The sequence below is a fragment of the Roseibium album genome (assembly GCF_001404515.1).
Taxonomy (GTDB): Bacteria; Pseudomonadota; Alphaproteobacteria; order Rhizobiales; family Stappiaceae; genus Roseibium; species Roseibium album.
Genome location: NZ_CXWE01000001.1, coordinates 1062186 through 1086800 on the forward strand (window position 1 = coordinate 1062186; position 24615 = coordinate 1086800).

General features: G+C 55.0%; 24 protein-coding genes and 1 pseudogene. 18 read left to right on the forward strand and 7 right to left on the reverse strand.

Annotation, left to right across the window (positions count from 1 at the left end; all coding sequences use genetic code 11):
* Positions 1-150: 150 nt before the first annotated feature.
* The 3 genes from LA5095_RS04680 to LA5095_RS04690 form a co-directional block, all read right to left on the reverse strand.
* Positions 151-1206 carry a YeeE/YedE family protein gene (locus tag LA5095_RS04680; RefSeq protein ID WP_055112318.1) on the reverse strand — a complete coding sequence of 352 codons (1056 nt, stop codon included), beginning with the start codon at positions 1204-1206 and terminating at the stop codon, positions 151-153.
* 41 nt (positions 1207-1247) lie between these two features.
* Positions 1248-1556, reverse strand: coding sequence for an ArsR/SmtB family transcription factor (locus LA5095_RS04685; protein ID WP_082442808.1), 309 nt, complete (start codon positions 1554-1556; stop codon positions 1248-1250).
* A gap of 81 nt (positions 1557-1637) precedes the next feature.
* A complete protein-coding gene (locus LA5095_RS04690) occupies positions 1638-2006 on the reverse strand; it encodes a hypothetical protein (protein ID WP_235808846.1) in 369 nt (122 codons plus the stop codon).
* Between the two features lie 81 nt (positions 2007-2087).
* On the opposite strand from LA5095_RS04690, the gene LA5095_RS04695 reads away from it, so the two are divergent.
* The 13 genes from LA5095_RS04695 (at position 2088) to hemA (ending at position 13771) form a co-directional block, all read left to right on the forward strand.
* Positions 2088-2828 (forward strand): cytochrome c biogenesis CcdA family protein, encoded by a 741-nt coding sequence (locus LA5095_RS04695; protein ID WP_055112324.1) that lies wholly within the window; start codon positions 2088-2090, stop codon positions 2826-2828.
* 16 nt (positions 2829-2844) lie between these two features.
* Positions 2845-3405, forward strand: coding sequence for a thioredoxin family protein (locus LA5095_RS04700; protein WP_055112326.1), 561 nt, complete (start codon positions 2845-2847; stop codon positions 3403-3405).
* Positions 3406-3561: 156 nt separating this feature from the next.
* Positions 3562-4017 (forward strand): sulfur oxidation c-type cytochrome SoxX, encoded by a 456-nt coding sequence (soxX, locus tag LA5095_RS04705; RefSeq protein WP_055112328.1) that lies wholly within the window; start codon positions 3562-3564, stop codon positions 4015-4017.
* A gap of 21 nt (positions 4018-4038) precedes the next feature.
* Positions 4039-4461 carry a thiosulfate oxidation carrier protein SoxY gene (gene soxY, locus LA5095_RS04710; RefSeq protein WP_029065275.1) on the forward strand — a complete coding sequence of 141 codons (423 nt, stop codon included), beginning with the start codon at positions 4039-4041 and terminating at the stop codon, positions 4459-4461.
* Between the two features lie 23 nt (positions 4462-4484).
* A complete protein-coding gene (gene soxZ / locus LA5095_RS04715; protein ID WP_055112330.1) occupies positions 4485-4814 on the forward strand; it encodes a thiosulfate oxidation carrier complex protein SoxZ in 330 nt (109 codons plus the stop codon).
* A gap of 33 nt (positions 4815-4847) precedes the next feature.
* Positions 4848-5678, forward strand: a complete 831-nt coding sequence (gene soxA / locus LA5095_RS04720) for a sulfur oxidation c-type cytochrome SoxA (RefSeq protein ID WP_055112332.1) — start codon at positions 4848-4850, stop codon at positions 5676-5678.
* 92 nt (positions 5679-5770) lie between these two features.
* A complete protein-coding gene (soxB, locus tag LA5095_RS04725) occupies positions 5771-7468 on the forward strand; it encodes a thiosulfohydrolase SoxB (protein WP_055112334.1) in 1698 nt (565 codons plus the stop codon).
* Positions 7469-7490: 22 nt separating this feature from the next.
* Positions 7491-8762 (forward strand): sulfite dehydrogenase, encoded by a 1272-nt coding sequence (soxC, locus tag LA5095_RS04730; protein WP_055112337.1) that lies wholly within the window; start codon positions 7491-7493, stop codon positions 8760-8762.
* Positions 8746-10038: a c-type cytochrome gene (locus LA5095_RS04735; RefSeq protein ID WP_082442770.1), complete on the forward strand. Its 1293-nt coding sequence runs from the start codon at positions 8746-8748 to the stop codon at positions 10036-10038. The genes soxC and LA5095_RS04735 overlap by 17 nt, the downstream gene beginning before the upstream one ends.
* Positions 10039-10140: 102 nt before the next feature.
* Positions 10141-10749 carry a c-type cytochrome gene (locus LA5095_RS04740; protein ID WP_208992539.1) on the forward strand — a complete coding sequence of 203 codons (609 nt, stop codon included), beginning with the start codon at positions 10141-10143 and terminating at the stop codon, positions 10747-10749.
* A 22-nt stretch (positions 10750-10771) separates the two neighbouring features.
* Complete coding sequence (locus LA5095_RS04745) at positions 10772-12031, forward strand: NAD(P)/FAD-dependent oxidoreductase (protein WP_055112798.1); 1260 nt, start codon at positions 10772-10774, stop codon at positions 12029-12031.
* 91 nt (positions 12032-12122) lie between these two features.
* Positions 12123-12557, forward strand: a complete 435-nt coding sequence (locus tag LA5095_RS04750; protein ID WP_055112799.1) for a DUF302 domain-containing protein — start codon at positions 12123-12125, stop codon at positions 12555-12557.
* Complete coding sequence (gene hemA / locus LA5095_RS04755) at positions 12557-13771, forward strand: 5-aminolevulinate synthase (RefSeq protein ID WP_055112340.1); 1215 nt, start codon at positions 12557-12559, stop codon at positions 13769-13771. The genes LA5095_RS04750 and hemA overlap by 1 nt, the downstream gene beginning before the upstream one ends.
* Before the next feature lie 20 nt (positions 13772-13791).
* On the opposite strand, the gene LA5095_RS04760 is transcribed toward hemA, so the two are convergent.
* Together LA5095_RS04760 and LA5095_RS04765 are read right to left on the reverse strand one after the other, a co-directional pair.
* Positions 13792-14742: an MBL fold metallo-hydrolase gene (locus LA5095_RS04760; RefSeq protein WP_055112342.1), complete on the reverse strand. Its 951-nt coding sequence runs from the start codon at positions 14740-14742 to the stop codon at positions 13792-13794.
* On the reverse strand, positions 14739-15653 hold the full coding sequence (locus LA5095_RS04765; protein ID WP_055112344.1) for an MBL fold metallo-hydrolase: 915 nt from the start codon (positions 15651-15653) through the stop codon (positions 14739-14741). Before LA5095_RS04765 ends, LA5095_RS04760 begins: the two co-directional genes overlap by 4 nt.
* Before the next feature lie 368 nt (positions 15654-16021).
* Here LA5095_RS04765 and LA5095_RS04775 point away from each other — a divergent pair.
* Positions 16022-17164, forward strand: a pseudogene (locus LA5095_RS04775) (IS3 family transposase); the annotation flags it as partial.
* A gap of 375 nt (positions 17165-17539) precedes the next feature.
* Here LA5095_RS04775 and LA5095_RS04780 read toward each other — a convergent pair.
* Positions 17540-18214: a sugar transferase gene (locus LA5095_RS04780; protein ID WP_055112346.1), complete on the reverse strand. Its 675-nt coding sequence runs from the start codon at positions 18212-18214 to the stop codon at positions 17540-17542.
* 996 nt (positions 18215-19210) lie between these two features.
* Between LA5095_RS04780 and rfbC the strand changes: the two genes are divergently transcribed.
* The 4 genes from rfbC to rfbA are packed head-to-tail and all read left to right on the forward strand — an operon-like array spanning position 19211 to position 22525.
* Complete coding sequence (rfbC, locus tag LA5095_RS04785) at positions 19211-19762, forward strand: dTDP-4-dehydrorhamnose 3,5-epimerase (RefSeq protein ID WP_055112348.1); 552 nt, start codon at positions 19211-19213, stop codon at positions 19760-19762.
* An 8-nt stretch (positions 19763-19770) separates the two neighbouring features.
* Positions 19771-20814: a dTDP-glucose 4,6-dehydratase gene (gene rfbB, locus LA5095_RS04790; RefSeq protein ID WP_055112350.1), complete on the forward strand. Its 1044-nt coding sequence runs from the start codon at positions 19771-19773 to the stop codon at positions 20812-20814.
* Positions 20811-21659 carry a dTDP-4-dehydrorhamnose reductase gene (gene rfbD / locus LA5095_RS04795; protein WP_055112352.1) on the forward strand — a complete coding sequence of 283 codons (849 nt, stop codon included), beginning with the start codon at positions 20811-20813 and terminating at the stop codon, positions 21657-21659. Before rfbB ends, rfbD begins: the two co-directional genes overlap by 4 nt.
* Positions 21656-22525: a glucose-1-phosphate thymidylyltransferase RfbA gene (gene rfbA / locus LA5095_RS04800; protein ID WP_055112354.1), complete on the forward strand. Its 870-nt coding sequence runs from the start codon at positions 21656-21658 to the stop codon at positions 22523-22525. Before rfbD ends, rfbA begins: the two co-directional genes overlap by 4 nt.
* A gap of 231 nt (positions 22526-22756) precedes the next feature.
* Here rfbA and LA5095_RS04810 read toward each other — a convergent pair whose 3' ends face one another.
* Positions 22757-24583 (reverse strand): asparagine synthase-related protein, encoded by a 1827-nt coding sequence (locus tag LA5095_RS04810; protein WP_144436066.1) that lies wholly within the window; start codon positions 24581-24583, stop codon positions 22757-22759.
* Positions 24584-24615: the final 32 nt, after the last annotated feature.

Here is a 24615-nt window from a genome sequence, read left to right on the forward strand (position 1 = left end):
ATACATAGAAAAAATCAAAAACATGAATGTGTGTCATTGAAAGCAGCTGCGGTCATTCGGCAATTGATTCGCGTTGGCCTACACCCGCAAGGTAACGGGTCCTCCGTAACAGGTCCGCTCTCAATCGCATGACCTAAACGGCAGGAGAAACTACTCCGCCGGCACAAACCCGGTGATGAGTTGCCGCAGGCCCAGGGCGGCTCCTGCGAATATCGCGAGGAACGTCACGGGCGCGCTATAGGCCAGAACCGAAAACGCGGAGATTCCTTGGCCGACACTGCAACCGACGGCCAGAATGGCGCCTGGTCCCATGATGGCGGCACCGACAATCTGGCGACGCAATTCGCGCGGGTCTTCACACGCTTCCCAACGGAAATGCCCCTTGGAGAAAGATCCGAGACACGCCCCGATGACAACGCCAACGACCGATCCGACACTGAATGACAACATGTTCCCGGAAGCGGTCATGCCGTAGTAAATCGTGTCGCCGATCGGTGCTGCGAAGGAATGGGTTTCGATTGGTTCGGCTTCAAACCCGGTCATGGCAACCCAGTACGTTCCAACCCAGCCTGACACGATGGCCAGCCCAACGATGCTCCCCCAGAAGATGTGCACCGGTGATTTGCGGAATGTGGAGTTGCAAAGTGCGACAACGATAATCAGGCCACCGACAACCAGTCCTGTCACGGCGGGGTCTACACCGTGACTGGCGTCCAGGTATTGGCTCAGCCCTTGAGGCGATTGCGCACCGGTTTCAACCGGAAACAGCCAGACACGGACATGAGCAAGCGGGCCGGACATCACGAAATAGGCCGAGAGCCCCATGACAATGACAATAAGGAAGGATCTGAGGTCTCCTCCGCCCAGGCGGGCGAGCGCGCCATAACCGCAATTTCCGCTGAGCGCCATGCCGTAGCCAAACATCAGCCCGCCGACAATCGAACCAGCGGGATTCCAGACCCTGTCGAGATAGGCTGTGCTGGCGCCATCCAGCAGGTCTGTTGACATTGCGAGATGGCAACCGATGATCGCGACGCCGATCGCAAGAGCCCACATGCGCAGCCGCCGGTCGTCTGCACCGTAAAGATAGTCCTCGATGGCTCCCAATGTGCAGAACCGCCCGATGCGGGCCGCCAGTCCAAGCACAACTCCACCGCCGAGACCTATGAGGGTAGCGGTGTTCGCTTCTCCAAGCTGTTCCAGCATATCCGGCTCCTCCCCGAACCGGACGCTAAAACAGCGTTCGGTCAGTCCTCTCGACAGAACAGGTCATAGACCACTTCCATGATTTGCTTGGGGCGATCGTCAGCCAGGCTGTAGTAAATCGCCTTGCCGTCGCGTCGCGGCGTGACGAGCCCTTCCAGACGCAATCGTGTGAGTTGTTGTGAAACGGCAGCCTGTCTTGCGGAGAGCAGATTTTCCAGTTCCGCCACGGACTTCTCGCCCGAGGCGAGGTGGCAAAGGATCATCAGGCGCCCTTCGTGACTGATCGCCTTCAGGAAATTGGAAGCACGCTGAGCATTCTTCATCATCCGGTCCATATCCTCAGCACACATGTCTGCGTCAAAAACCGGCAGCCGCGAAGGCGCCTCGGTCGGACCATCGGTTTTGGTTGTGGCATCAATTGTCATGTCTGTTCAACCTGTCTGGTCCACGGTGATTTTTGCACGTTCGAACATAATACCAAGCAAGCCCCAAAAGAAATCTTCGCCGGGATAGCCTTCGATTCGTCCCACTTCCACACCATTTTGCACGAGTATGAACGTGGGTGTGAAGTGGATCGATTTTTCAAACGCCACATCCGGTGTCTTGCCGTGCAGCTCGAAGCGTCTCAGCGGCGCGGTCTTGCCCTCGGCTGTTTTTGGATAGATGTGCGCGATTTCTTCGTCCCACTTGCCACACCAGTAACAGCCTTCTTCCTCGGCCATGAGCAGATAGGTGTCGGCACCGGCCGCAACCGGTGTCAGGGCCAGAAGCAATACCATCAGCGTCTTCAGTAATTTCAAAACGCGACTCCGATTGACGAACTCATAAACTTAATCATAATCTAATTTGTGAATATATCAAGGTGAGAAGCAGAATCATACATGTTCGAACTAACTTTTCTGGGAGTTTTTGCAGCTGGACTTTTGTCGTTCCTGTCGCCCTGCATCCTGCCGATTGTCCCGTTCTATCTCAGCTACCTCGCCGGTGTCGGAGTGAACCAGGTCGGGGCCGGCGGCGAAGTGACGGGAGCGGTGCGCGCCCGCGCTTTCCTGGCGGCCTGCTTCTTTGCCCTGGGGGTCATCACCGTCTTTGTCGGGCTGGGAGCGACCGCCACAACATTTGGCCAGATGGTACGTGACTATTTCGACGTGCTTCGCTGGTTCGCGGCAGCCATCATCATCGCGATGGGATTGCACTTCCTAGGTGTCATCCGCATAGGCATTCTCTACCGACAACTCAGGGCCGATACCGGTGAGCGTTCGAACACCGGCCTTTTCGGCGCCTATGTGGTGGGATTGGCATTTGCATTCGGCTGGACACCTTGTGTCGGCCCTGTGCTCGCCGCCATCCTGTTTACGGCCGCAGGGCAGGAAACAGCCGGACAAGGCGCCGGGCTGCTTCTTGTTTACGGCCTGGGTATGACACTTCCCTTTGTCGCAGCCGCCCTGTTCATCGGACCGTTCATGTCGGCGATGGCCAGGTTTCGCAGGTACCTGGGCATAGTCGAAAAGCTCATGGGCATGCTGCTGATCCTGTTCGGGGTTCTGATCGCCACAAATTCAATCAACATCATCGCTCAATGGATGCTGGAAAATGTGCCTTGGTTCGGCGCCATTGGATAATTCAGGGAGAAATCGCATGGTAAGACTGTTCGCTTTTGTCACCGCTCTTCTTTTTTCCATCCAGGTTCACGCCGCCGATATAGGCGATGACGGCCTCCACAAGACCTCCTGGATGCGCGATACATTCAAGGACCTTTCAGAGGATCTTGAAGAGGCAAACTCTGAAGGCAAGCGTCTGATGGTGATCATCGAGCAGCGGGGATGTATCTATTGCAGGAAGATGCATGAGGAGGTTTTCGTCGTCCCTGAAATCAGGAAATTTATCGAGGACAACTACTTCGTCATTCAGATAAACATGTTTGGTGATGTCGAGGTGACCGATTTTGATGGCACGGCGCTGCCTGAAAAGGAGATGGTGAAACGCTGGGGGGCACTGTTCACGCCCAGTATCTATTTTTTCCCACAAGAGGTGCCGGAAGGGCTCATGGCGAGCCAGGTTGCAGTTGCCAACATGCCGGGTGCATTCGGGCGGTGGACAACCTTCAATATGCTGAATTGGGTTGTCGAGAAAGGTTACAGCAGCGATGAACCTTTCCAGAAGTATCATGCGCGAAAATTCGAAAGTCAGAAAAATTGAGAGAATCTGGGCGTATTGAGACACTTTCTTGTGAAAATTGCTGCAGATGCGAACAGATACAAAAATTCATTTAATTGAATTTGTTATTGCGTTAAAAGGAATGTGTGATGTACGCTTCCTTCCAAGGTCGACAAGAATCGTATCAAGGGAGGGGGCATGAAACGCGCAATTGGACTGGCTGCGATCGCGGCCATGACAGTATCTGCGGCACTCGCGGAAACAGTGGCGCCGACAAACGTCACTTTGGCGGACGGAGTTATCGAAGCGTCGCTGACCGGGCAACCCGGCGACCCCGTCGAAGGCAGAAAGGTCTTTGCGAACCGCAAGCAGGGCAACTGCCTTGCCTGCCATGTGAACTCGGACCTGTCGGAAGAGATCTTTCACGGAGAGGTTGGCCCGCCGATTGATGGTGTTGCCGATCGCTGGAGCGCAGGCGAACTGCGTGCGATCGTGACGAACTCCAAGATGGTCTTTGAGGGCACGATTATGCCGGCGTTCTACATCGACAGCGGTTACGAGCGTCCTCTCGAAGACTTTGCTGGAAAGAGCATCTTGTCTGCTCAGCAAGTGGAAGATGTGGTGGCGTATCTGATGACGCTCAAGGAAGAGTAAGAATCCCTATTGGAGCACGACATGGAACTGACAAGGCGAAAAATCCTGGCGGTAGGTTCTGGAGCGCTGGTTTTTACCAGTTTGTCCGGACTGCCGGCATTCGCAAATCTCGCAGACGATGCGATTGCGTCGCTTACGGGTGGCAAGGAAATCGGAGAAGGTGCGATTTCATTGACCGCTCCGGAAATCGCGGAAAACGGCAACACCGTTCCGATTTCGGTAGATGCTCCGGGCGCTGTTTCGGTGACGTTGTTTGCGGACGGCAATCCGGTTCCGAGCGTCGCAACGTTCAAGTTCGGACCTTTGAGCGCCTCGCGCAGCGCTTCGACGAGAATTCGATTGGCGTCGACGCAAAATGTCATCGCAATCGCGCAAATGGAAGACGGGTCGTTTCAAAAGGCCTCTTCCAACGTGAAGGTAACAATCGGTGGCTGCGGCGGCTGAGTGACGAGACGAGGAGTTAGAACATGGCATCCGGTGTAAAACCCCGTGTCAAAGTCCCCAAAAAGGCATCCGCTGGCGAAACGATCACGATCAAGACCTTGATCAGCCACAAGATGGAAAGCGGACAGCGCAAAGATGACGACGGAAATGTCATTCCGCGTTCCATTATCAATCGCTTCACCGCAGATTTTAACGGTCAAAACGTCATTGACGTGACCCTGGAGCCCGCGATTTCGACCAATCCGTACTTCCAGTTCGACGCTGTGGTGCCAGAGTCGGGCGAGTTCAAGTTCACCTGGTACGATGATGACGGTTCAGTCTACGAAACAGCCAAGAAGATCAAGGTCTCCTGACAGGGAGAATTGATCTAACGAGGGAGGGGGAGCATGAACCTGAAGCTATGGATATCCCTGGCGGTGGGCAGTCTGTCGACAGCTGCCATCGCACAGGACAGCAACGAACTGGTGATTGACGGCGAAACGCTTGTCACCGAAACCGCTGCTCCGGCGCATCTGGAAGATTTCGATACGATCTATTCAGGATGGCGGTTTCGCTCGCGCGAAACACAGGCTTTGGAAACAGACGACTTTGACAATCCGGCCTTTGTTTTCGTTGATCAGGGCCTGGATCTTTGGGAAGAGGTCGATGGTTCTGCCGGCAAGGCGTGTGCCTCGTGCCATGAAGACGTGGAGGACTTCGCGGGTCTTCGTACGCAGTTGCCACGAGTTCAGGACGGTGAACTTGTTGCGATGGAAGACCTTGTGAACGGCTGCCGCACGGAACGAATGGGTGCCGAGCCGTGGAAATGGTCGGGTGGCAACATGACTGCAATGACCGCGTTGATCGGCTTGCAATCCCGGGGCATGCCCGTCGGTGTCAAGATCGACGGTGAAGCGGCGCCATTCTGGGAAAAGGGTAAGGAACTTTATTACACCAGGGTCGGTCAGCTGGACATGGCCTGTTCCAACTGCCACGAGAACAATTATGGTGTGATGATCCGGGCCGATCACCTGTCCCAGGGTCAAATCAACGGGTTTCCGACCTACAGGTTGAAAAATGCCAAGCTGAATTCCATCCATGCTCGCTTCAAGGGGTGCATGAAGAACATTCGCGCCGAGCCTTTCAAGGAAGGTGGCGACGAGTTCAAGGCTTTGGAGCTCTACCTTGCGTCGCGCGGACAGGGTCTTTCAGTGGAAACGCCGTCCGTACGAAACTGAGATTTGAGAAGCCCGTCGCCGTCTGGCGTTGGGCTTTTCATTTCTTATAATTATTCAAATATATGAATATTTAACAAGGAGCTGACAGGAATATGATATCGCGGCGCGATTTTCTACAGGTCGGCATGGCCGCCTCGGCAATCGTCGGAGGATCCGGCTTTGGCAACTGGGCTCGTCTGGCGGCGCAGCAGTCGCTGTCACAGGATCAGCTTCTCGAATTCGAAACATTTGGAAACGTGTCCCTCATTCATGTCACCGACATCCATGCCCAACTGAAACCGGTCTATTTTCGGGAACCTTCGGAAAACATAGGTGTTGGCAGCAACAAGGGCGCCGTCCCGCACGTAACCGGCGCAAGGTTTCGCAGCCTTTATGGGATAGAGGATGGCAGCCCGAGCCATTATGCCCTGAGTTCCGGCGATTTCGCCTCTTTGGCAAAAGGCTATGGGCGTGTCGGTGGACTGGATCGCGTGGCCACTGTCATCAAGGCCATTCGTGCGGACCGGCCGGATGCCATCCTGCTGGATGGAGGCGATACATGGCATGGGTCCTATACCTGCTACAAGACGGCGGGTCAGGACATGGTCAATGTCATGAACGCCTTGAACCCGGACGCGATGACATTTCACTGGGAGTTCACACTCGGCAGCGATCGGGTGACTGAGATCGTCGAAAACCTTCCCTTTGCCGCGCTTGGCCAGAACATATTCGACGTGGAATGGGACGAGCCGACGGAGCTTTTCCCGCCTTACAAGATGTTCGAGCGCGGCGGCACGAAGGTTGCGGTGATCGGGCAGGCATTCCCTTACATGCCGATTGCAAACCCGGGCTGGATGTTTCCGGAATTCGCGTTCGGAATTCGGGACAAGAACATGCAGGCCATGGTGAACGAAGTTCGCGCTGATGGTGCGGAATGTGTTGTCGTCCTGAGCCACAACGGCTTCGACGTCGACAAGAAAATGGCAACGGTTGTCGATGGCATCGACGTCATACTTTCAGGCCATACCCATGATGCTCTTCCCGAACCCGTACTTTCCGGGAAGACGATCATCGTGCCGTCTGGGTCCAACGGTAAATTCGTCAGCCGGGTTGATCTGGACATCCGGAACGGTCAGCTGATGGGATATCGGCACAAGCTCATTCCCGTGTTTGCGGACGTCATTGAGCGGGATGCCGAAGTATCTGCCCTGATCGATGAGCAAAGAGCCCCTTATCTGGAGGACATGTCGGAGGTTATCGGCAAGACCGACAGCCTTCTCTACCGGCGCGGCAACTTCAACGGCACGTGGGATGACCTCATCTGCGATGCGTTGATTTCCGAACGCGATGCGGAAATCGCGCTCAGTCCCGGTGTGCGCTGGGGGCCGTCACTGATCCCGGGTCAGGACATCACGCGCGAAGACATTTTCAATGTGACGTCGATGACCTATGGCAAGGCATACCGTACTGAAATGACAGGCGAATTTCTAAAGATCGTGTTGGAAGACGTGGCGGACAACATCTTCAATCCCGATCCCTACTACCAGCAGGGCGGCGACATGGTTCGAACCGGTGGGCTTGGATACAGGATCGACGTCAACAAGCCTCAAGGCGACAGGGTTTCGAATATGACGCTGCTGCAAAGTGGTGAGGCCATAGACCCGGCGAGATCCTACGTGGTTGCCGGCTGGGCCAGTGTGAACGAAGGCACCGAGGGTCCGCAGATCTGGGACGTTGTCGAGAACCATGTTCGAAACCTCGGCATCGTGACGGCGCGGGAAAACAACAGTGTCGAGGTGGTTGGTGCTTAGCCGAAACAGGGAGGCCCGAAGAATGGACAGCAAAATGAAAACGTCCCGCCGGACGTTCCTGAAAGGCAGTGTCGCTCTGGCAGGCGGGTCAGTTGCAGGGGCAGCAGTCGCAAACGAGGCCGATCCCCTGATCACCGAAGTCCAGGAGTGGGCGTCCGCGACAGGTGTCGGCGTAGATGAAACGCCTTACGGAATGCCGATCAGCTTCGAAAAAGACGTGGTTCGCCGAAACGTCGAATGGCTGACGGCATCGCCGATTTCCTCGATCAATTTCACGCCGATTCATGCCCTCGACGGTACCATCACACCGCAAGGCTGTGCTTTCGAGCGTCATCATTCGGGCGCGATTGAGCTGCGCAAGGAAGATTTCCGCCTGATGGTCAATGGTCTGGTCGATACGCCGCTGGTGTTCAGCTACCAGGATCTGGAGCGCTTCCCGAGAGAAAACCACGTCTACTTCTGTGAGTGCGCTGCCAACACCGGCATGGAGTGGGCCGGCGCGCAGTTGAACGGTGCACAATTCACCCACGGCATGATCCACAACATGGAGTACACCGGGGTCCCTCTCCGAACCCTGTTGAACGAGGCGGGACTGGGGGCAGCTGGCGACCTGACAGGCAAATGGGTCTATGTCGAAGGTGCCGATGCATCTTCCAATGGCCGGTCAATCCCGATGGAAAAGGCATTGGACGATGTTCTGGTCGCTTTCAAGGCAAACGGCGAGGCGTTGCGCATGGAGCACGGCTACCCGGTCCGCCTGGTTGTGCCGGGCTGGGAAGGAAACATGTGGGTCAAGTGGCTCCGACGCATCGAGGTAACCGATGCAGCGGTCGAAAGCCGGGAAGAAACCTCCAAATATACCGATGTTTACGAGGACGGGACCGCACGAAAGTGGACCTGGGTCATGGATGCTAAATCCGTCATAACGTCCCCCAGTCCGCAGATGCCGGTCAGCCATGCACCCGGTCCGATGGTCATTTCGGGTCTGGCCTGGTCTGGTCACGGCAAGATCACACGGGTGGATGTGTCCAGGGACGGCGGTATTACCTGGCAAAAGGCGCGTCTGGGAAAACAGGGTGATTCCAAGGCACTGACACGCTTCTACCTCGATGGCGATTGGGATGGCAAAGCGATGCTGCTGCAGTCCCGCGCCATGGACGAAACGGGATACGTCCAGCCGACCAAGCAGCAGCTCAGGGATTCGCGTGGCGAAAACTCGGTCTATCACAACAACTGCATCCAGACCTGGTACGTGGATGAAAATGGGGTCGTAGAGAATGTCGAAGTCTCTTAGCCAGATCGTTCTTCCGGTTGCCGGCGGCACCGCACTGGCATTGTCGCTTGCGCTCGTTGTCGCGAATCTGGATTACGGGCAGAACAAGATTTCTTCGCTGGAGGGGCGCTTGGAACAAGCGTCGATGCGGGCTGACGAGGCCGCTGGAAAGGCACGTGAGGAAGCAGCCGTCACCGCTGAACTGGAAGCAAAAATTGCCGAAATTCAAGCTGATGCAAAGGTCCGTGCTGCGAGCAATCCAGGCCTGACGGAATATGCTCCGAAAAGGGAAAGCGGATACGGCCTGGGCCGCAAGGCACGCACCGAGGAAATCGCGGCCTGGGATATTGACGTGCTCCCTGACGGCCGCGGTCTTCCGCAGGGGCGCGGCGATGTATTTACCGGAGAAGAAGTCTTCGCCGAAAAATGTGCCTCATGTCACGGCGACTTCGCTGAAGGGGTCGACAACTGGCCGGTCCTCGCCGGTGGATTTGATACACTGGCGGACAAGGACCCGGTGAAGACCGTTGGATCTTACTGGCCACATCTGTCCACTGTCTGGGACTATGTCCATCGTTCGATGCCGTTTGGCGAAGCGCAGACACTTACGCCGGATGAGACTTACGCGATTGTTGCCTACATTCTCTATTCCAACGATCTGGTGGATGATGAATTTGAGCTAAGTCACGAAAACTTCTCGGGTTTTGAAATGTACAACAAGGGCGGTTTCCTGATCGACGACCGTCCCGAGCGTGAATATGCAAGGTGGAGCAGCGAACCTTGCATGGAGAACTGCAAGCCTTCTGTCGAAATCACGATGCGGGCGACATTTCTGGACGTGACACCTGAAAACGGTGGCGAATCCGTCATGAACGATGCCAAAGCGGACGACACGCCGACATTTGTCGCGAAGGCCGCAACTTCGGACGCCACCGGTGGCGAGGCGGAAACCGCAGCGCCATCTCCGGCCATTGATCCCGCACTATTGGCGTCGGGCGAAAAGGTATTCAAGAAATGCAAGGCCTGCCATGCGGTCGGAGAAGGAGCGAAAAACAAGTCCGGTCCGCAACTGAATGGCTTGATTGGCCGTCCGATGGGCGCTGTCGAAGGGTTCAAGTATTCCAAGGTGTTTGTTGCGGCGCATGGCGAGGGCCGGATCTGGGATGAAACGGCACTGACTGAATTCCTTGCCAAACCGAAATCCTACATGAAAGGCACAAAAATGTCCTTCTCCGGCCTGAAGAAGGAAGAGGATCTGGCCGCCATTAAGGCTTACCTCAAGTCTTTCGGAGAGTGAGGGAGAATGAGTTTCTCTCGGTTCCTCCTCACAGTTGCGCTGGCAGTATCTTGCACGGCCGCCTTGGCAGATAACTTCGGGGACCCTGTCGCGGGAGAAAAGGTGTTCCGAAAGTGCAAGAGTTGCCACCAGCTGGGAGAGGGGGCAAAACACCGTATTGGCCCTCATTTGAATGGCATATTCGGGCGGCAGGTCGCCAGTCATGAGGATTTTCGATACTCACGCGCACTTGTGCGGGCCGGAACGGGCGGGCTCGAGTGGCATGCTGATACCCTGGACACCTTTCTGGAAAAACCACGGGCCATCGCGAGCGGTACGCGCATGAGTTTCGCCGGTCTTAAAAAGACTGAAGACCGGCTGAACCTTATTGCTTACCTGCGCATCTTCTCAGATGACCCGGCCAACATTCCGGAGGCTGACCCGACAGCGACTGCGACGGATCACAACCTGGATCCGGCGATACTCGCGTTGAAGGGTGACCCTGAATACGGGGAATATCTCAGCAGCGAATGCACGACATGTCATCAGGCCGATGGAGGAGACGACGGGATACCGTCCATTGTTCTTTGGCCGGAAGAAGACTTCGTTCTCGCGATGTACGCATACAAGAACAAGAAACGTGCACATCCGGTCATGCAGATGATGGCTGGACGACTGAATGCGGAAGAGATCGCTGCTCTTGCAGCATATTTCGCCGCGCTGGAACAATGACAGTGCATTTATGGAGGAGAAAATGACACTGAATAGAAGGCAATTTATCGGCACCACGGCCACAATGGCCGCAGTCCTGTCGGCCCCCATGGTAAGGGCGCAAGGCAAGCCGCGCGTTGTGGTGGTCGGCGGCGGTGCTGGCGGTGCTACAGCAGCGCGCTACATCGCCAAGGGCAGCAAGGGCGCAGTCGACGTCACGTTGATTGAGCCGACACGCAAGTACTACACATGCTTTTTCTCCAATCTTTATCTGGGTGGTTTCAAGGAAATCGAGGACATTGGCCACACCTATGGCGGTCTGGCCGCGGGCGGTGTGAACGTGGTGCATGATTGGGCTGTTGGCGTGGACCGGGATGCCAAGACCGTTTCGTTGGCCGGCGGCGGTTCGCTGCCATACGACAAGCTGATCCTCAGTCCAGGCATTGATTTTGTCGAAGGTGCGGTGGAAGGTTGGGGGCTCAGCGCTCAAAACGCGATGCCGCACGCCTACAAGGCAGGTTCCCAATCCGAACTGTTGAAGGCGCAGCTGATGGCTATGCCGGCAGGTGGCACCTTTGCGATGGTCGCCCCCCCAAATCCGTACCGCTGTCCTCCGGGACCATACGAGCGTGTATCGATGGTGGCCCACTTTCTCAAGCAGAACAATCCGACCGCGAAGATCATCGTGGCCGATCCGAAGCCAAAATTTTCCAAGATGGCACTGTTCCAGGAGGGATGGGCGAACCACTACGAAGGTATGATCGACTGGATCGGCGATGATTTTGGCGGCGGAAATGTTTCCGTTGATCCGAATGAAATGACGGTCTCAATCGATGGCGAGGTGACCAAGGTTGACGTTTGCAATGTCATCCCGGCCATGAAGGCCGGCCGTATTGCCGAGCTTGCAGGTGTAACCGACGGCAATTGGGCACCGGTGAATGCCTCGGACATGTCAACAAAGGCGGATGCCGATGTCTATGTTCTGGGTGACGCTTCCAGCCAGGGTGATATGCCCAAGTCAGGCTTTTCGGCGAACTCGCAGGCCAAGGTCTGCGCCAATGCAGTGCGGGGTGCTCTGACGGGTTCCAAGGTCTTCCCGGCAAAATTCTCCAATACATGTTGGTCCCTGATTGCGCCAGACGATGGTGTAAAGGTCGGGGCAACATACGAGGCGACGCCGGAGAAGATAGCCAAGGTCGACGGGTTTATTTCTCAGACCGGGGAAAGTTCCGACCTGCGCAAGGCGACCTACGAGGAATCTGAAGGTTGGTACACCGGTATCACCACAGACATGCTCGGATGATCTGACATCACCGCGTCCCGGATTGGATCTGGCTCAATGCACGGGGCGTGGTGGTATGCAAGGCTTGTCCAACCCAATGGAGGATCAAGGCATGAAATCGACTATTCTCGCCGCCGCGTTTGGCGTTGCGCTTTGCACTGCAGCCCATGCGGAACAGCCGTTCACATATCCCTTTGATGGTTCGTTCGAAGACGCGACCTTTGCCGTTGAAAGCGCGATCGTCGGTCAGGGGCTCGTCATCGACTATGTCAGCCATGTCGGTGAAATGCTCAACCGGACCGGGGCCGATGTCGGCAGCGACAAGATGATCTTCAAGAACGCCGACATTTTCCTGTTCTGCTCGGCGTTGATATCCCGGCAAGTCATGGAAATTGATCCGATGAACATAACCCATTGCCCCTATGGAATTTTCGTCATGGAAACAGGTGAGGGGGTTACGATCGGACACAAGGATTATCCGGACGGATCCATGCAGGCTGTCGAGAATCTGATGCAGCAGATTGTTGCAGAAGCAATAGGCGACTGATGAGTTACGACGGTTTTTTTCGTTCAGAACTGGAAGCCCTTCGGCAGGAGGGCAACTATCGTACATTCGCTGAGCTGGAACGGCACTGTGGCGACTTTCCCAACGCGACATGCCACAACGGTCCGGGCGATGTGATCATATGGTGTTCCAACGACTACCTGGGCATGGGGCAGAATGCCAAGGTGTTGACTGCCATGCACGAGGCGCTTGATCGGTCTGGCGCTGGGGCGGGAGGCACGCGCAATATCTCGGGCAATACCCATGACCATGCGATGCTGGAGGCTGAGCTTGCCGATCTTCATGACAAGGACGCGGCGCTGCTCTTTACCTCCGGCTATGTGGCCAATTGGGCCGCGCTGGGCACACTCGCGTCGCGCATCCCGGATTGCGTTGTGCTGTCGGACGCCTTGAATCACGCTTCAATGATCGAAGGCATCCGGCACAGCCGTGCCCAAAAGATAATCTGGAAACACAACGATCTGAACGATCTGGAAGCCAGGCTTGCTGAATTGCCCACTGGCCAACCGAAGCTGATTGCGTTCGAAAGTGTCTATTCCATGGATGGTGACATTGCGCCGATCACGGAGATTTGCGAACTGGCCGACCGGTATGGTGCCATGACCTATCTTGATGAAGTTCACGCCGTTGGCCTTTATGGACCACGCGGGGCAGGTATTGCCGAACGCGACGGTGTGATGGACCGGGTGACGGTGATTGAAGGCACGCTCGGCAAGGCATTCGGTGTGGTCGGCGGATATATCACCGGCTCCCGCGAAATGTGCGATTTCGTGCGTTCCTTTGCCAGTGGTTTCATCTTTACAACTGCCCTGCCACCCTCTGTGGCTGCTGGTGCTGCAGCATCCATCAGGCACCTGAAGGCCAGCAACGCAGAGCGTCGCCGGCAACAGGCCAACGTGGCGGAGGTGAGAAGGCGCCTCGACGCCATGGGCTTGCCTCATCTCGACAACCCAAGTCATATCATTCCGGTGATGGTCGGCGATCCGCTGAAGTGCAAATACATTTCAGACGTTCTTCTGAAGGATTTCGGCATCTATATTCAGCCGATCAACTATCCGACCGTTGCAAAAGGAACCGAGCGACTGCGCATTACGCCGTCACCGGTGCATTCGACAGCGGATATTAATCACCTGGTCCATGCACTGGAAACGCTGTGGACCAGATGCGAATTGGCACGCCGGCCCGTCGCAGCCTAGGCTACGCCTTCAGGCATAGGCTATTCGAACTCCATTTGCTCATAGACGCGTCCGGCGTTTTTTGTCGCAAGTTCCTCGAATGTATCGAGATGCGCGTAAGGAGACTGGTCCACGTAGTAGGCATCCGCGAGATCTCCGCCATTTTCAAGATGCTCTCCGATCTTGCCACGCAGATAGGTCAGATACCCGTGGGTATAGCGGCGCACCTGAGCCATGTTGGTCGGATGTCCGTGGCCGGGAATGACATAGGTCGCGTTCAACGCTTCGAAGCCGGTCTCCCAGGTGTCGAGCCAGTCCGAGACGATCGTGTCTTCAAAAATCGGCAACATGCGTTCGTGAAACGCCATGTCACCGGCAATCACCAGACCTTGTTCGGGCAGCCACACTTGTGTGTCACCCGGTCCGTGCGCCGGCCCGAGATGAAGTACCTCGACATGGAAGTCCCCCATCTCGATAACACGTTTGTCCTCGAACGTATCCGTGGGTGGGGCCACGAATGTGCCTTCGGCCTTGTCGCCGTTGTAACGCTTCATGGCTTCAAGGATCTGGTTGCCGCGTTCATCAATCTCGTGAGCAGCATCGGCATGCGCAAGGATAGGAACGCCCTGTTCTGCCCAGTAGGAGTTGCCGAGCATTGCGTGGCCCTGGCCATTCTCGTCGATGACAAGCTTTACCGGTTGGTTCGTGACTTTCCTGATTTCCTCGTGAAGGGCCTCGGCGAGGATGTGAGCCGCACCGCCATTGACAACGATCACGCCGTCACCGGTTACAATGAAGCTCAGATTGTTGTTGTGGCCCGAGTTTTCGTAGGTCGGTGGCGCAGTGGCACCAATGGCAGACCAGACATTCGGTATCACTTCGACCGGCTTGGAATAGAGCGCCGAAGCAGGATACTGGTCGGCAATATCTTCACTGGCATGAGCCGCAGCGGCAAGGCATGCCGAAACAAGTAATCCAATGACACGCATCATGAGTTCTCCGGAACAAAACGGTAGCCTTCGGAATTTCGTTCCACGTGTCCGACCCCGCCACCGGGAAGGTGAAAGCCCGCTATCTTCAGGTTGTCTGCAACAATACGGTCGAACAGCGCGGTTCGCGTGGACGCGGCCGTCTCCGCATCCTGGTCCGAACCGCTAAGCCATTCAGGTCTCATAAACGCAACATGATGATTTGTGATTGCGTCGCCGATGATCATGGCGGCGTCGGATCCACCGCGAACCTCGAAGCTCATATGCCCGGGGGTGTGTCCGGGTGTTGCAACGGCTTGAATACCGGAGAGTATCTCCTGGCCGCCATCGAAAAACTCGACGGTGTCTTCAATCGCTTCCAGCCGCCGTTTGGCCCCGACGGCCATCGCGGCACGCGCCTCGCCAATCGTGTTCACCGTTTCCGGGTTCCACCAATAGTCCCATTCCGCTCTGCCGATCATGTAGGTCGCATCGTAGAATAGCGGGTCGTCGAATTCGTCCAAAAGCCCCCAGATGTGATCCGGATGAGCGTGTGTGAAAACCACGTGGGTGACGTCTTCAGGCGCGATTCCAGCCAACTCCAGACCATCCGGCAACTTGCCCGCGGATGACTGGAAATCGGGGCCGGAACCGACATCGAACAGGACGGTGTTTTGGCCGTCCTGATAGAGTGAGACGTTACACTCGGGTGTGAGTGTTTTTTCTGAAATGCCCGCGTTTTCCAACAGGGGGAGAAGTTCGTCCCTCGGCATTGGGTCGAACACGAAGCTGCCCGGAAGTGTCAGATGTCCGTCGCTTATCGTTGTCAGTGTGCCGTTTCCAACTGACTGTTCAGCCACCGAAAATCCGCTTGTCTGTGCGGAAAGAGGCAAGGCAACGCAACCGGACAGGAAAGTGCGACGGGACACGGGCATGACACAACCTCATATAAAATTCTAATATTAGAATATGTATTAGATTGCGTTTCTTCGCAAGAAATTTCGCGTGCCGTTGAAGCAGGAACATGGCATCGCCGCAGACAAACAACAGCACCGGACCTTGCCACAAGCGAGAAGCACCGGTGGGGGCAGTCCACTTCCTGAGCATCAAGGCTCAGTGTCTGTGATTTCCCGTGGTCGGGATCAGTCGAAGGGACCGTCGATCACGTGTTGCGTCGATATCTTGATGTTGTGATAATGTACCAAAAACTAATGGATACGATTTGGTCTGAGAGGGGTTTTTCGTCGCAAATGGAGACTGACCTACTCCCCCGAAATCGGACACTGACGTAAGCTACGATTTGTTGTCTTCTGATCTTCAAGAGCAAGGAGATCAGAGATGTCGAAACGTAAGCAGCACTCTCGTCCTGGAAGCCTTGAAGGGCGAGGAGACGGTATCCGAGCTGGCGAGCCGCTTCGGTGTTTACCCAACCATGATCCATCAATGGAAACGGGCTCTTCTTGAAGGTGCCTCGGGCGTGTTTGCACGTGGTGGCAAACGAAAGCCGGAGATTGACGAGGACCAGATGAAAGAGCTCCACGCCAAGATCGGGGAGTTGGCGGTCGCCAATGATTTTTTGTCCAGAAAGCTCAAGCCTTGGGGCGTGAAGTGAGACGCGGCATGATCGAGCCGGGACATCCCAACCTGTCGGTCGGCAAGCAGTGTTTTCTGCTGTCGATCTCGCGCTCGTCTTTCTATTACACGCCGAAGGGCAAGAGCGAGATGAACCTCATGCTGATGCGCCAGATCGACGAACAGTTCCCTCTTCTCGGCGTTGCTGCGCAACGCCTGTCAGGCGATGGGAGACGCCGTTCTTCGGCGTCCGGCAGATGACCTGGCACCTAAAGAACGAAGGTCATCCGGTGAACGAGAAGCGGATCCAGCGGCTCATGGGTCTGATGCCGATCTACCAGAAGCCCAATACAAGCAGGCCAGCCAAGGGACACAAGATCTGGCCATATCTGCTCAAGAGATTGCGGGTGGAACGGCCGAACCAGGCCTGAGCGTCCGACATCACGTATTTGCCGATGCGTCGTGGTTCCTCTACCTGGTCGCGATCATGGACTGGTTCGCCCGCAAGGTGCTGGCGTAGCGCAGCTCCAATACGCTGGAAGCCGACTTCTGCGTCGAGGCGTTGAATGAAGCGATCCACAAATTCGGCGCGCAGGAAATCATGAATACGGACCAGGGATCACAGTTCACCTCGCTTGCATGGATGGATCGACTACGGCGAATGGGCGTGCGCATCTCGATGGACGGCAAGGGACGGTTCCTCGACAATATCTTCGTCGAGCGGCTGTGGCATACGCTCAAATACGAGTGCGTCTACCTGCACGCCTGGGAAACCGGATCGCAGGCCAGGGCCGGTGTCCGAAATTGGGTGGACATCTATAACCGGAAGCCCACATACTCAGCCCTTGGCGGCAAGCCGCCTGCCGTGGTCTATTGGCAGTGCAACGAACACAACCAACCCGATCGGCAGGCGCAGAGAGTAGCTAAATTTACGCCAAAACCTGTCCAACGAACTGGGAGTAGGTAACCATTCTGCATTTGCCGTCCTTACGATTGGCCTCTTGCCAACGGTAGTACCTGGAACGACCAACTCCATACTACGACTGACACAGGTCATCACAGTTTGCCCACTCCCATCTGCATTTCTCAGAATGCGTGGTTTGCGTTGAACCTCGCGCGGATCATTGCACATGCGCATCTCCGTCGTCCTAGAAATAGGAGGCAAATGGAAATGTCCCAACAGCACCGGCATATCTACAACGCCGCTACCAACCGGAGAACGGGTGCGTCCGGAAATCCAAAACAGGTTTTAGTAGCCTTTCCCGCCCAAAAATTCCTGGATTACGGTGTTGATGAGAATCTTCACGTCAACAAACAGCGAGCGGGTCTCGATATATTCCAAATCGTACTTAAGACGCATCGAGGCAGCATAGGCGTCTTTCGTCTCGCCGCGGAAACCTTTGACCTGGGCCAGACCGGTTATGCCGGGCTTCACCTTGTGGCGGGATTGGTAGCGCGGGTCGAAAACTTCGTAGGGAACGCCGTTGGCAAGCATGCCCGGAACATGCGGGCGAGGGCCGACAAGAGACATTTCGCCTTTCAGGACATTCATCAACTGCGGCAATTCATCGAAGTTGCTTCGGCGCAGGAAGCGTCCGACCGGCGTAATCCTGGGGTCATTCTTGGTTGTCTGCCGGACACCGGATTGATCGCATCGATTTGTATACATCGAACGGAATTTGTATGCCGTGAAAATCTTGCCGTTGAGACCATGGCGCTTCTGTTTGAAGAACACCGGACCTTTGCTTGTCAATTTGATTGCCGCGGCAAGGAAGGCAAAGAGTGGCAGCAGAACAATAAGTCCGGCGACAGCACCGAAAATATCGAGCCCACGCTTCGAAAATTGAGAAGAATGCGAGTTATCTGCATTATTAACAGATCGACCCAAATCAGTATCATGAAATCCGAAAACATCGTCAGTCATTCTAAAAACTCTTACACTTTTATCTCAAAACACCGTTGAAAAAAACGGGCACGGAGTATTCTCATCAATTCAATGACCACTAAAAAAAATTGTGGTCGCCATAAATTTGGTTAATCGCAGGTTAATCGATTGGACGCTGCGTTGCAACTTGAAATTTTCGGCTTGGTTGAACTGGGGGCTCGTTTTAATGCATACATTCAATCACATACGATCTTCACGCCATGAAAGAGGAAATTGATACACGATAGTGTGAGCGCGCTGGTCAGCTCGCCAAAGCGCCCTGACTTATTGGTAAAATTGACGTATTCAGCCTATGAGGGAAATTGAGAGAAATAAAACCTATGCATGTGAAGTTTCGATAGCTCTTGTCAGGGTGAAGCTGCGTTGAGGTAGCGCGGATGGTGGGTGACGCCGCGAGAACCAGCGGGAACACTATCGACAAAGAGCCGTTTGCCGCGAGCCGGTGGAGGATTTCAGCCGGGTAGTTGTTTGCGCCCGGCAACGCACTTGGCCCAAGGGAGCATTGCAGAACTAACCGGCTCCCGGGTTGCGCTGACCAGGTCACCTTCAGGCGACTTCCCCCACGTGCGAAGGGATGGAATTGTTGCAGCAGAAACTGGTTGCCTATTTCCAGGCGAACGGTCAGGAAAGGGGGTAAGCAAGTCGTCGAATTTGGGCGATCGGCTGGCTTCGTCTACATTTGTGTCACATGAACACTTTATTAAATTTACCAAAATCTTAATTCAGTTGGTTTGATTTCGTCATCTTGGAAAAATGACGGTATAGTCGCGCCCGTTTCGCAGCCCTGCCGGGACATTGAATTGGTGTCATGGTTGCCAGGCCGAAAAGCCTTGTGGCCAGTTGTTAAAGTTTGAGCAATTCGCCAGCGGTAGGGAAACAAGGTCAGTCGGCATGAGCACCAACTGGAAGCCCCCGAGTTGAGCTGGTGTTCGGCTGGTGCGTTTGATCAATAGCGGTTTGAGTTTTGGAGTTTAAATGGTTGTCGAAGAAATGAATTTGTCGGGCGTATTTCTGATTACGCCCAAGCGGTTTGGAGATGAGCGAGGTTTTTTTGCTGAAAGCTGGAACATGCGGTCCTTTGCCGAACGCGGTATCGACACGGAGTTCGTTCAAGACAATCATTCGCTCAGCACCAGCGAGGGAACTGTACGAGGACTTCATTTTCAGGCACCTCCTCACGCACAGGCGAAGTTGGTCCGGTGCGGCCGCGGCCGCATTTTCGACGTGGCCGTCGACATCCGGCGAGGCTCCCCGACATACGGGAAATGGTACGGTGTTGAACTCAGCTTTGAAAACGGGAAACAGGTGCTTATTCCGGAAGGATTTCTCCACGGCTTCATGACTCTGGAGCCAGGAAGCGAGATAATCTACAAATGCTCCGACTATTATGCACCCGAGTGCGATGGAGCAGTTCGCTGGGACAGTTGCGGAATTGATTGGCCACTTGTGTCTCACGATCCTGTTCTGTCAGGAAAAGATGCTGCAGCGCCCGTGTTTTCCGAATTTGACACACCATTCCAATATTGAGGCTTTCCATGAAAATTCTTGTGACGGGCGGAGCGGGTTTTATCGGTTCGGCGGTTATACGTTTGGCAGTTCAGCGCGGATTGAGCGTGGTCAATGTCGATGCATTGACCTATGCGGCATGTCTTGAGAATGTCGCTTCGGTTGCCGACGATCCCTTGTATGCCTTTGAAAAGGCGGATATCCGGGACCGCGCGGCTCTGCAAAGAATATTTGCTGAACACCGTCCCGACGCCGTGATGCACCTGGCGGCGGAAAGCCATGTTGACCGGTCGATCGATGGACCCTCGGATTTCATTGACACGAATATCGGTGGAACCTTCAACATGCTTGAAGCTTCCCGTCGCTATTGGGAAGACATGGGGCGGCCAGAGGGATTTCGGTTTCACCATATCTCAACGGACGAAGTCTTCGGTTCGTTGGGAAAAGAAGGGCTGTTCACCGAATCGACGGGTTATGATCCACGCAGTCCGTATTCTGCTTCAAAAGCCGCGTCAGACCACCTGGTACGCGCCTGGCACGAGACCTATGGCCTGCCGGTCGTCGTCACAAATTGTTCCAACAACTACGGACCCTACCACTTTCCCGAAAAACTTGTCCCTGTAGTCATTTTGAATGCGCTTGCCGGCAAATCCATTCCTGTATACGGCAAGGGAGAAAACGTACGCGACTGGCTTTACGTTGAAGACCACGCGGACGCTTTGTTGCTGGTTCTGCAGAAGGGCACGTCGGGCCGCAGCTACAATGTCGGTGGCGAGAATGAGCGGCGCAACATCGATCTGGTAAGGACGATATGTGAGCTTCTCGACCGCAAGAGACCCAAGGCAGAAGGAACTTACGCGGATCAGATCACCTTTGTCACCGACCGGCCGGGACACGATATGCGATACGCCATTGATCCTTCCCGGATCAGTGACGAACTTGGATGGCGTCCAAGTGTCAGCGTTGAAGAAGGGCTGGAAAAGACGGTTCAATGGTACCTTGATAACGAAAACTGGTGGCGCGCGTTGCAGAACCGGAAAGGTGTCGGTGAACGGCTTGGGACGAAACCATGATCCTGGTCTTCGGTTCCTCCGGTCAAGTGGCAAGCGAACTGCGCGCGTTGGTGCCGGATGCCGTTTTTCTGGGCCGGGACAAGGTCGACTTGTCGCGGGAAGCGGACTTGGGCCCGGTTATCGAAAGATACAATCCGGACGGCATTATTAATGCCGCTGCCTACACCGCCGTCGACAAGGCAGAGGAAGAAGAAGACCTGGCGTTGATAATCAATGCGCAGCGTCCTCGGGAGATGGCAAGAGCCGCGCACAAGCTGGGTGTGCCGCTTGTTCACATCTCGACCGACTACGTATTTGACGGTGGTGGCGAGGCAGCCTTTTTACCGGATGCGGCAACCGGGCCGCTGGGTGCTTACGGCAGGACGAAACTTCGCGGTGAAGAGGCAATTCAGAAAGAGGGCGCGAACTGTGCAATCCTGCGGACCAGCTGGGTGTTTTCGGCACATGGCGCCAATTTTCTGAAGACAATGCTTCGCTTGTCTGAAACGCGTGATCGTTTGACCATCGTTGCTGATCAGGTTGGCGGTCCGACGCCGGCCGCGGCGATTGCTGATGCGTGCGTCAAGGTGGTGCGACAGTTGAAGAACGAACCTGCAAAGTCCGGCATCTACCATTTTTCCGGAGCCCCCGACGTCAGTTGGGCACAGTTCGCGCGCGAGATATTCTATCAGGCTGGCCGGAAGGTCCATGTTGAAGATATTCCGACATCCGATTTTCCGACGCCGGCGAGGCGTCCGTTGAATTCCCGGCTGGATTGCCGTTCGCTCTCGGTGTTCGGGTTGGATCGTCCCGACTGGAAAGCTGGCGTCGCAGATACTTTGACAAAATTGGGTGTGAATTCATGACACAACGCAAGGGCATAATTCTGGCAGGCGGATCCGGAACCAGGCTGTTTCCGCTGACGATGGCCGTTTCGAAGCAGCTGATGCCGATCTATGACAAGCCCATGATTTATTATCCTTTGTCTGTGCTGATGCTGACCGGTATTCGTGAAGTCGCCATCATCACCACCCCCGAGGATCAACCCCAATTCAGGCGCCTTCTTGGGGATGGAAGCCAGTGGGGCATGCTGTTTGAATATATCGAGCAGCCTTCGCCGGACGGGCTTGCTCAGGCCTATATTCTGGCTGAGAACTTCCTGAATGGTGCGCCTTCGACCATGGTTCTCGGGGACAACATCTTCTTCGGTCATGGCCTGCCGGAAATATTGCATGCCGCCGACCAGCGCGACTCGGGAGGCACGGTGTTCGGATATCATGTTGCCGACCCGGAACGATACGGTGTTGTGAAATTCAATGAAGAGGGCCTCGCCCAGGAGATTATTGAAAAACCGGCTGTTCCTCCCTCGAATTTCGCCGTAACAGGGCTCTATTTCCTTGATGGCGATGCGCCGCGCAGGGCTCGTGAGGTCCAGCCGTCCGCTCGCGGCGAACTGGAAATCGTTACGTTGTTGGATATGTATTTGCGCGAGGGAGCGCTGAGCGTTGAGCGGATGGGCCGCGGTTTTGCATGGCTTGACACGGGCACGCATCAATCCTTGCTGGATGCTGGCAACTTTGTCAGGACATTATCCGTCAGACAGGGCATGCAGTCAGGTTGCCCCGAGGAAATTTCATTCTCAAACGGCTGGATTGACCGGGAAAAGCTGCTTGAACATGCAAGGCTCTTCGGCAAAACGGACTACGGAAAATATTTGGAAACCCTGGCTTGAGTGCAGTCGCAAGAACCGGCCGGACCATTCTCGCAAAATCTGGCAACGCTCGGGGGAAAACGGATTGACCAGCGGTTGCATCTGGTTTGGTCGCGTTTGATTGTGCTCGCAAGCGTCGGGTCCCGACAGAGCAGGTTCCATGGCGAACTTTTGTTCACCAGTCCCGCGTCGAAATGTGAAGGTCAGACAAAGCTGAGAATTCGGTTCTTTCTCTGAAAACCGAAAGGCATTCTAGTTTTCGCCGGGTGCCAATCGAGTGACCCTTGCTTTGTTGTCAGGTTCACGAAGGTACTCTGTGAGGAAGCTCAGTGGAAGAAGGTATCCGATAGTGGTGCGGCTGCCATTTATTTCGTAACTTCTTAGTTGTTCAATCATTTTTTGATCAAAAAAGCCGATGTCGCCGATAGCTGACCAGTTAAGTCTGTCTATCGAGTCTTTTGCCGATAGTTTTTGTTGAAAATTCTTGCCGCCTAGGCTCAATTTCCTTGATCCGCCAAATCTTTGCAGAAGTTTCGTTTTTAGTTTTCTGGCCTTTTGCTGAAATCCCGCCAATTTCATCGCAAGGCCGCCATTTGCAATCGCAGCAGGTAACAACCCGCTGTCCAAAGGAATGTTGGACAGGTGTTCATCCAGGTCTTGCAGGACTTTGCTCAAAGCAACTGAATCCCGTTTTGAAGTCGCAGAAACGACGCTTGCCCATTTGACAAAATCGGAATGGAAAAACGGAGTGAAGATCGTGCGATCGGCCATGGCACGTGTAATCGCACTGCCAGCCCACCGGCGCATTCTCTGATTCAGGTAGAAGCGGTCGAGGGCACTTCCGAGCGGTTCGTCGTTGGCAGAAAGCAAATCGGCCACCAACTCGCCAAGTTGCGATTGGAATGCACTTCTTTGTTCCTGTCTGAACAAGGTTTCGGGAGCGGCATCGTTTGTTGTCAGGCGCCAGGACAACAGTCTTGAAATGCTCTCCTGGGTGACCGGTTTTTCGATGGGCATTGCCGCGTAGTAAAAACCCCGTGCGAATTCGCCATTCACTCCGCCGATGCGGGACGTTTCCAAAAGAAAGTCGTCCACGCAATCAATCGTCAGGCGATCATAGGCGTTGGTCGAAAAATCGTCTCGGTAAGCGACCCTTCGGCTACGCTCCCAGACCTTTTCGATGGATTCATCGTTGAATTGTGAAAGGTCTATGATTTCGTGCGATAAACCACATACCTCTGCTAGCTTCTTGGCGCTGGCGATGTCTGGTGAATCCGGGTAGCCAATCGTGATGGCGTGTCTGCCGGCTCTGAGTTGTTCAGGTATCGCACTCAGTGCAATGCGTGAGTCAAGGCCGCCGCTCAGCTCGATTGCGGCGTCCGGCATAGACGTAATGCAACGTTCGACGGATGTCCTGATCGCAGCCGCCCCGTCTGCAATTCCAGCGTATTGCGAACCGGCATCGTGTTCGTGACTTTGCTCGAAAGAGACAGTGCCGTTTTTTAGGCGTGCGCTTGTTCCCGCAGGAACCATTGTCACATCTTCGAACAAAGTCGTGTTGTCCAGAAGGTGGCCAATTGTCATTTGCTGGAAAAGCCCGAAATGATTCAATGGTCGATCGAAAGTGCGTGCGATCGCGGACGCGGATGTACTCACGACCGCACAATCGCTTCCCTGAAAGGAGAAGAGATGTCCGAGCCCCACAAAGTCAGAATGCGCCGATGCTCCGCCGTCGGTTGCGGCTATCGCCACAAAGGGAGGCTCGAACCTGTCCAGTGCAGTCGGGCCCTTGTCCAGATACTCGGGCAACAGCCGATTTGCGTTCAGGAGTTCGCCGTTTGAATCCAGGCCGCCGGTGCCGTGCAAAAACAACCAGCTACCATCCTTGTGTGCTATTTTCTCACGCGGATAATTGGACAGAATTGTCGTGGTCTCATCAACCGTCACTGCGCCTATTTCGGGATCACCAAAAAATGCGAGGGAATTGGCAGCTCTGTTAAATATATTCTGCTTTTTATCTGGGTCAATTTCGCTTGAAAATGATAATATCAACGAACAATATTGGATTCGTGTTATCACGCGTGTTGTCTCCAGGTAGTTATTAGTTTGCT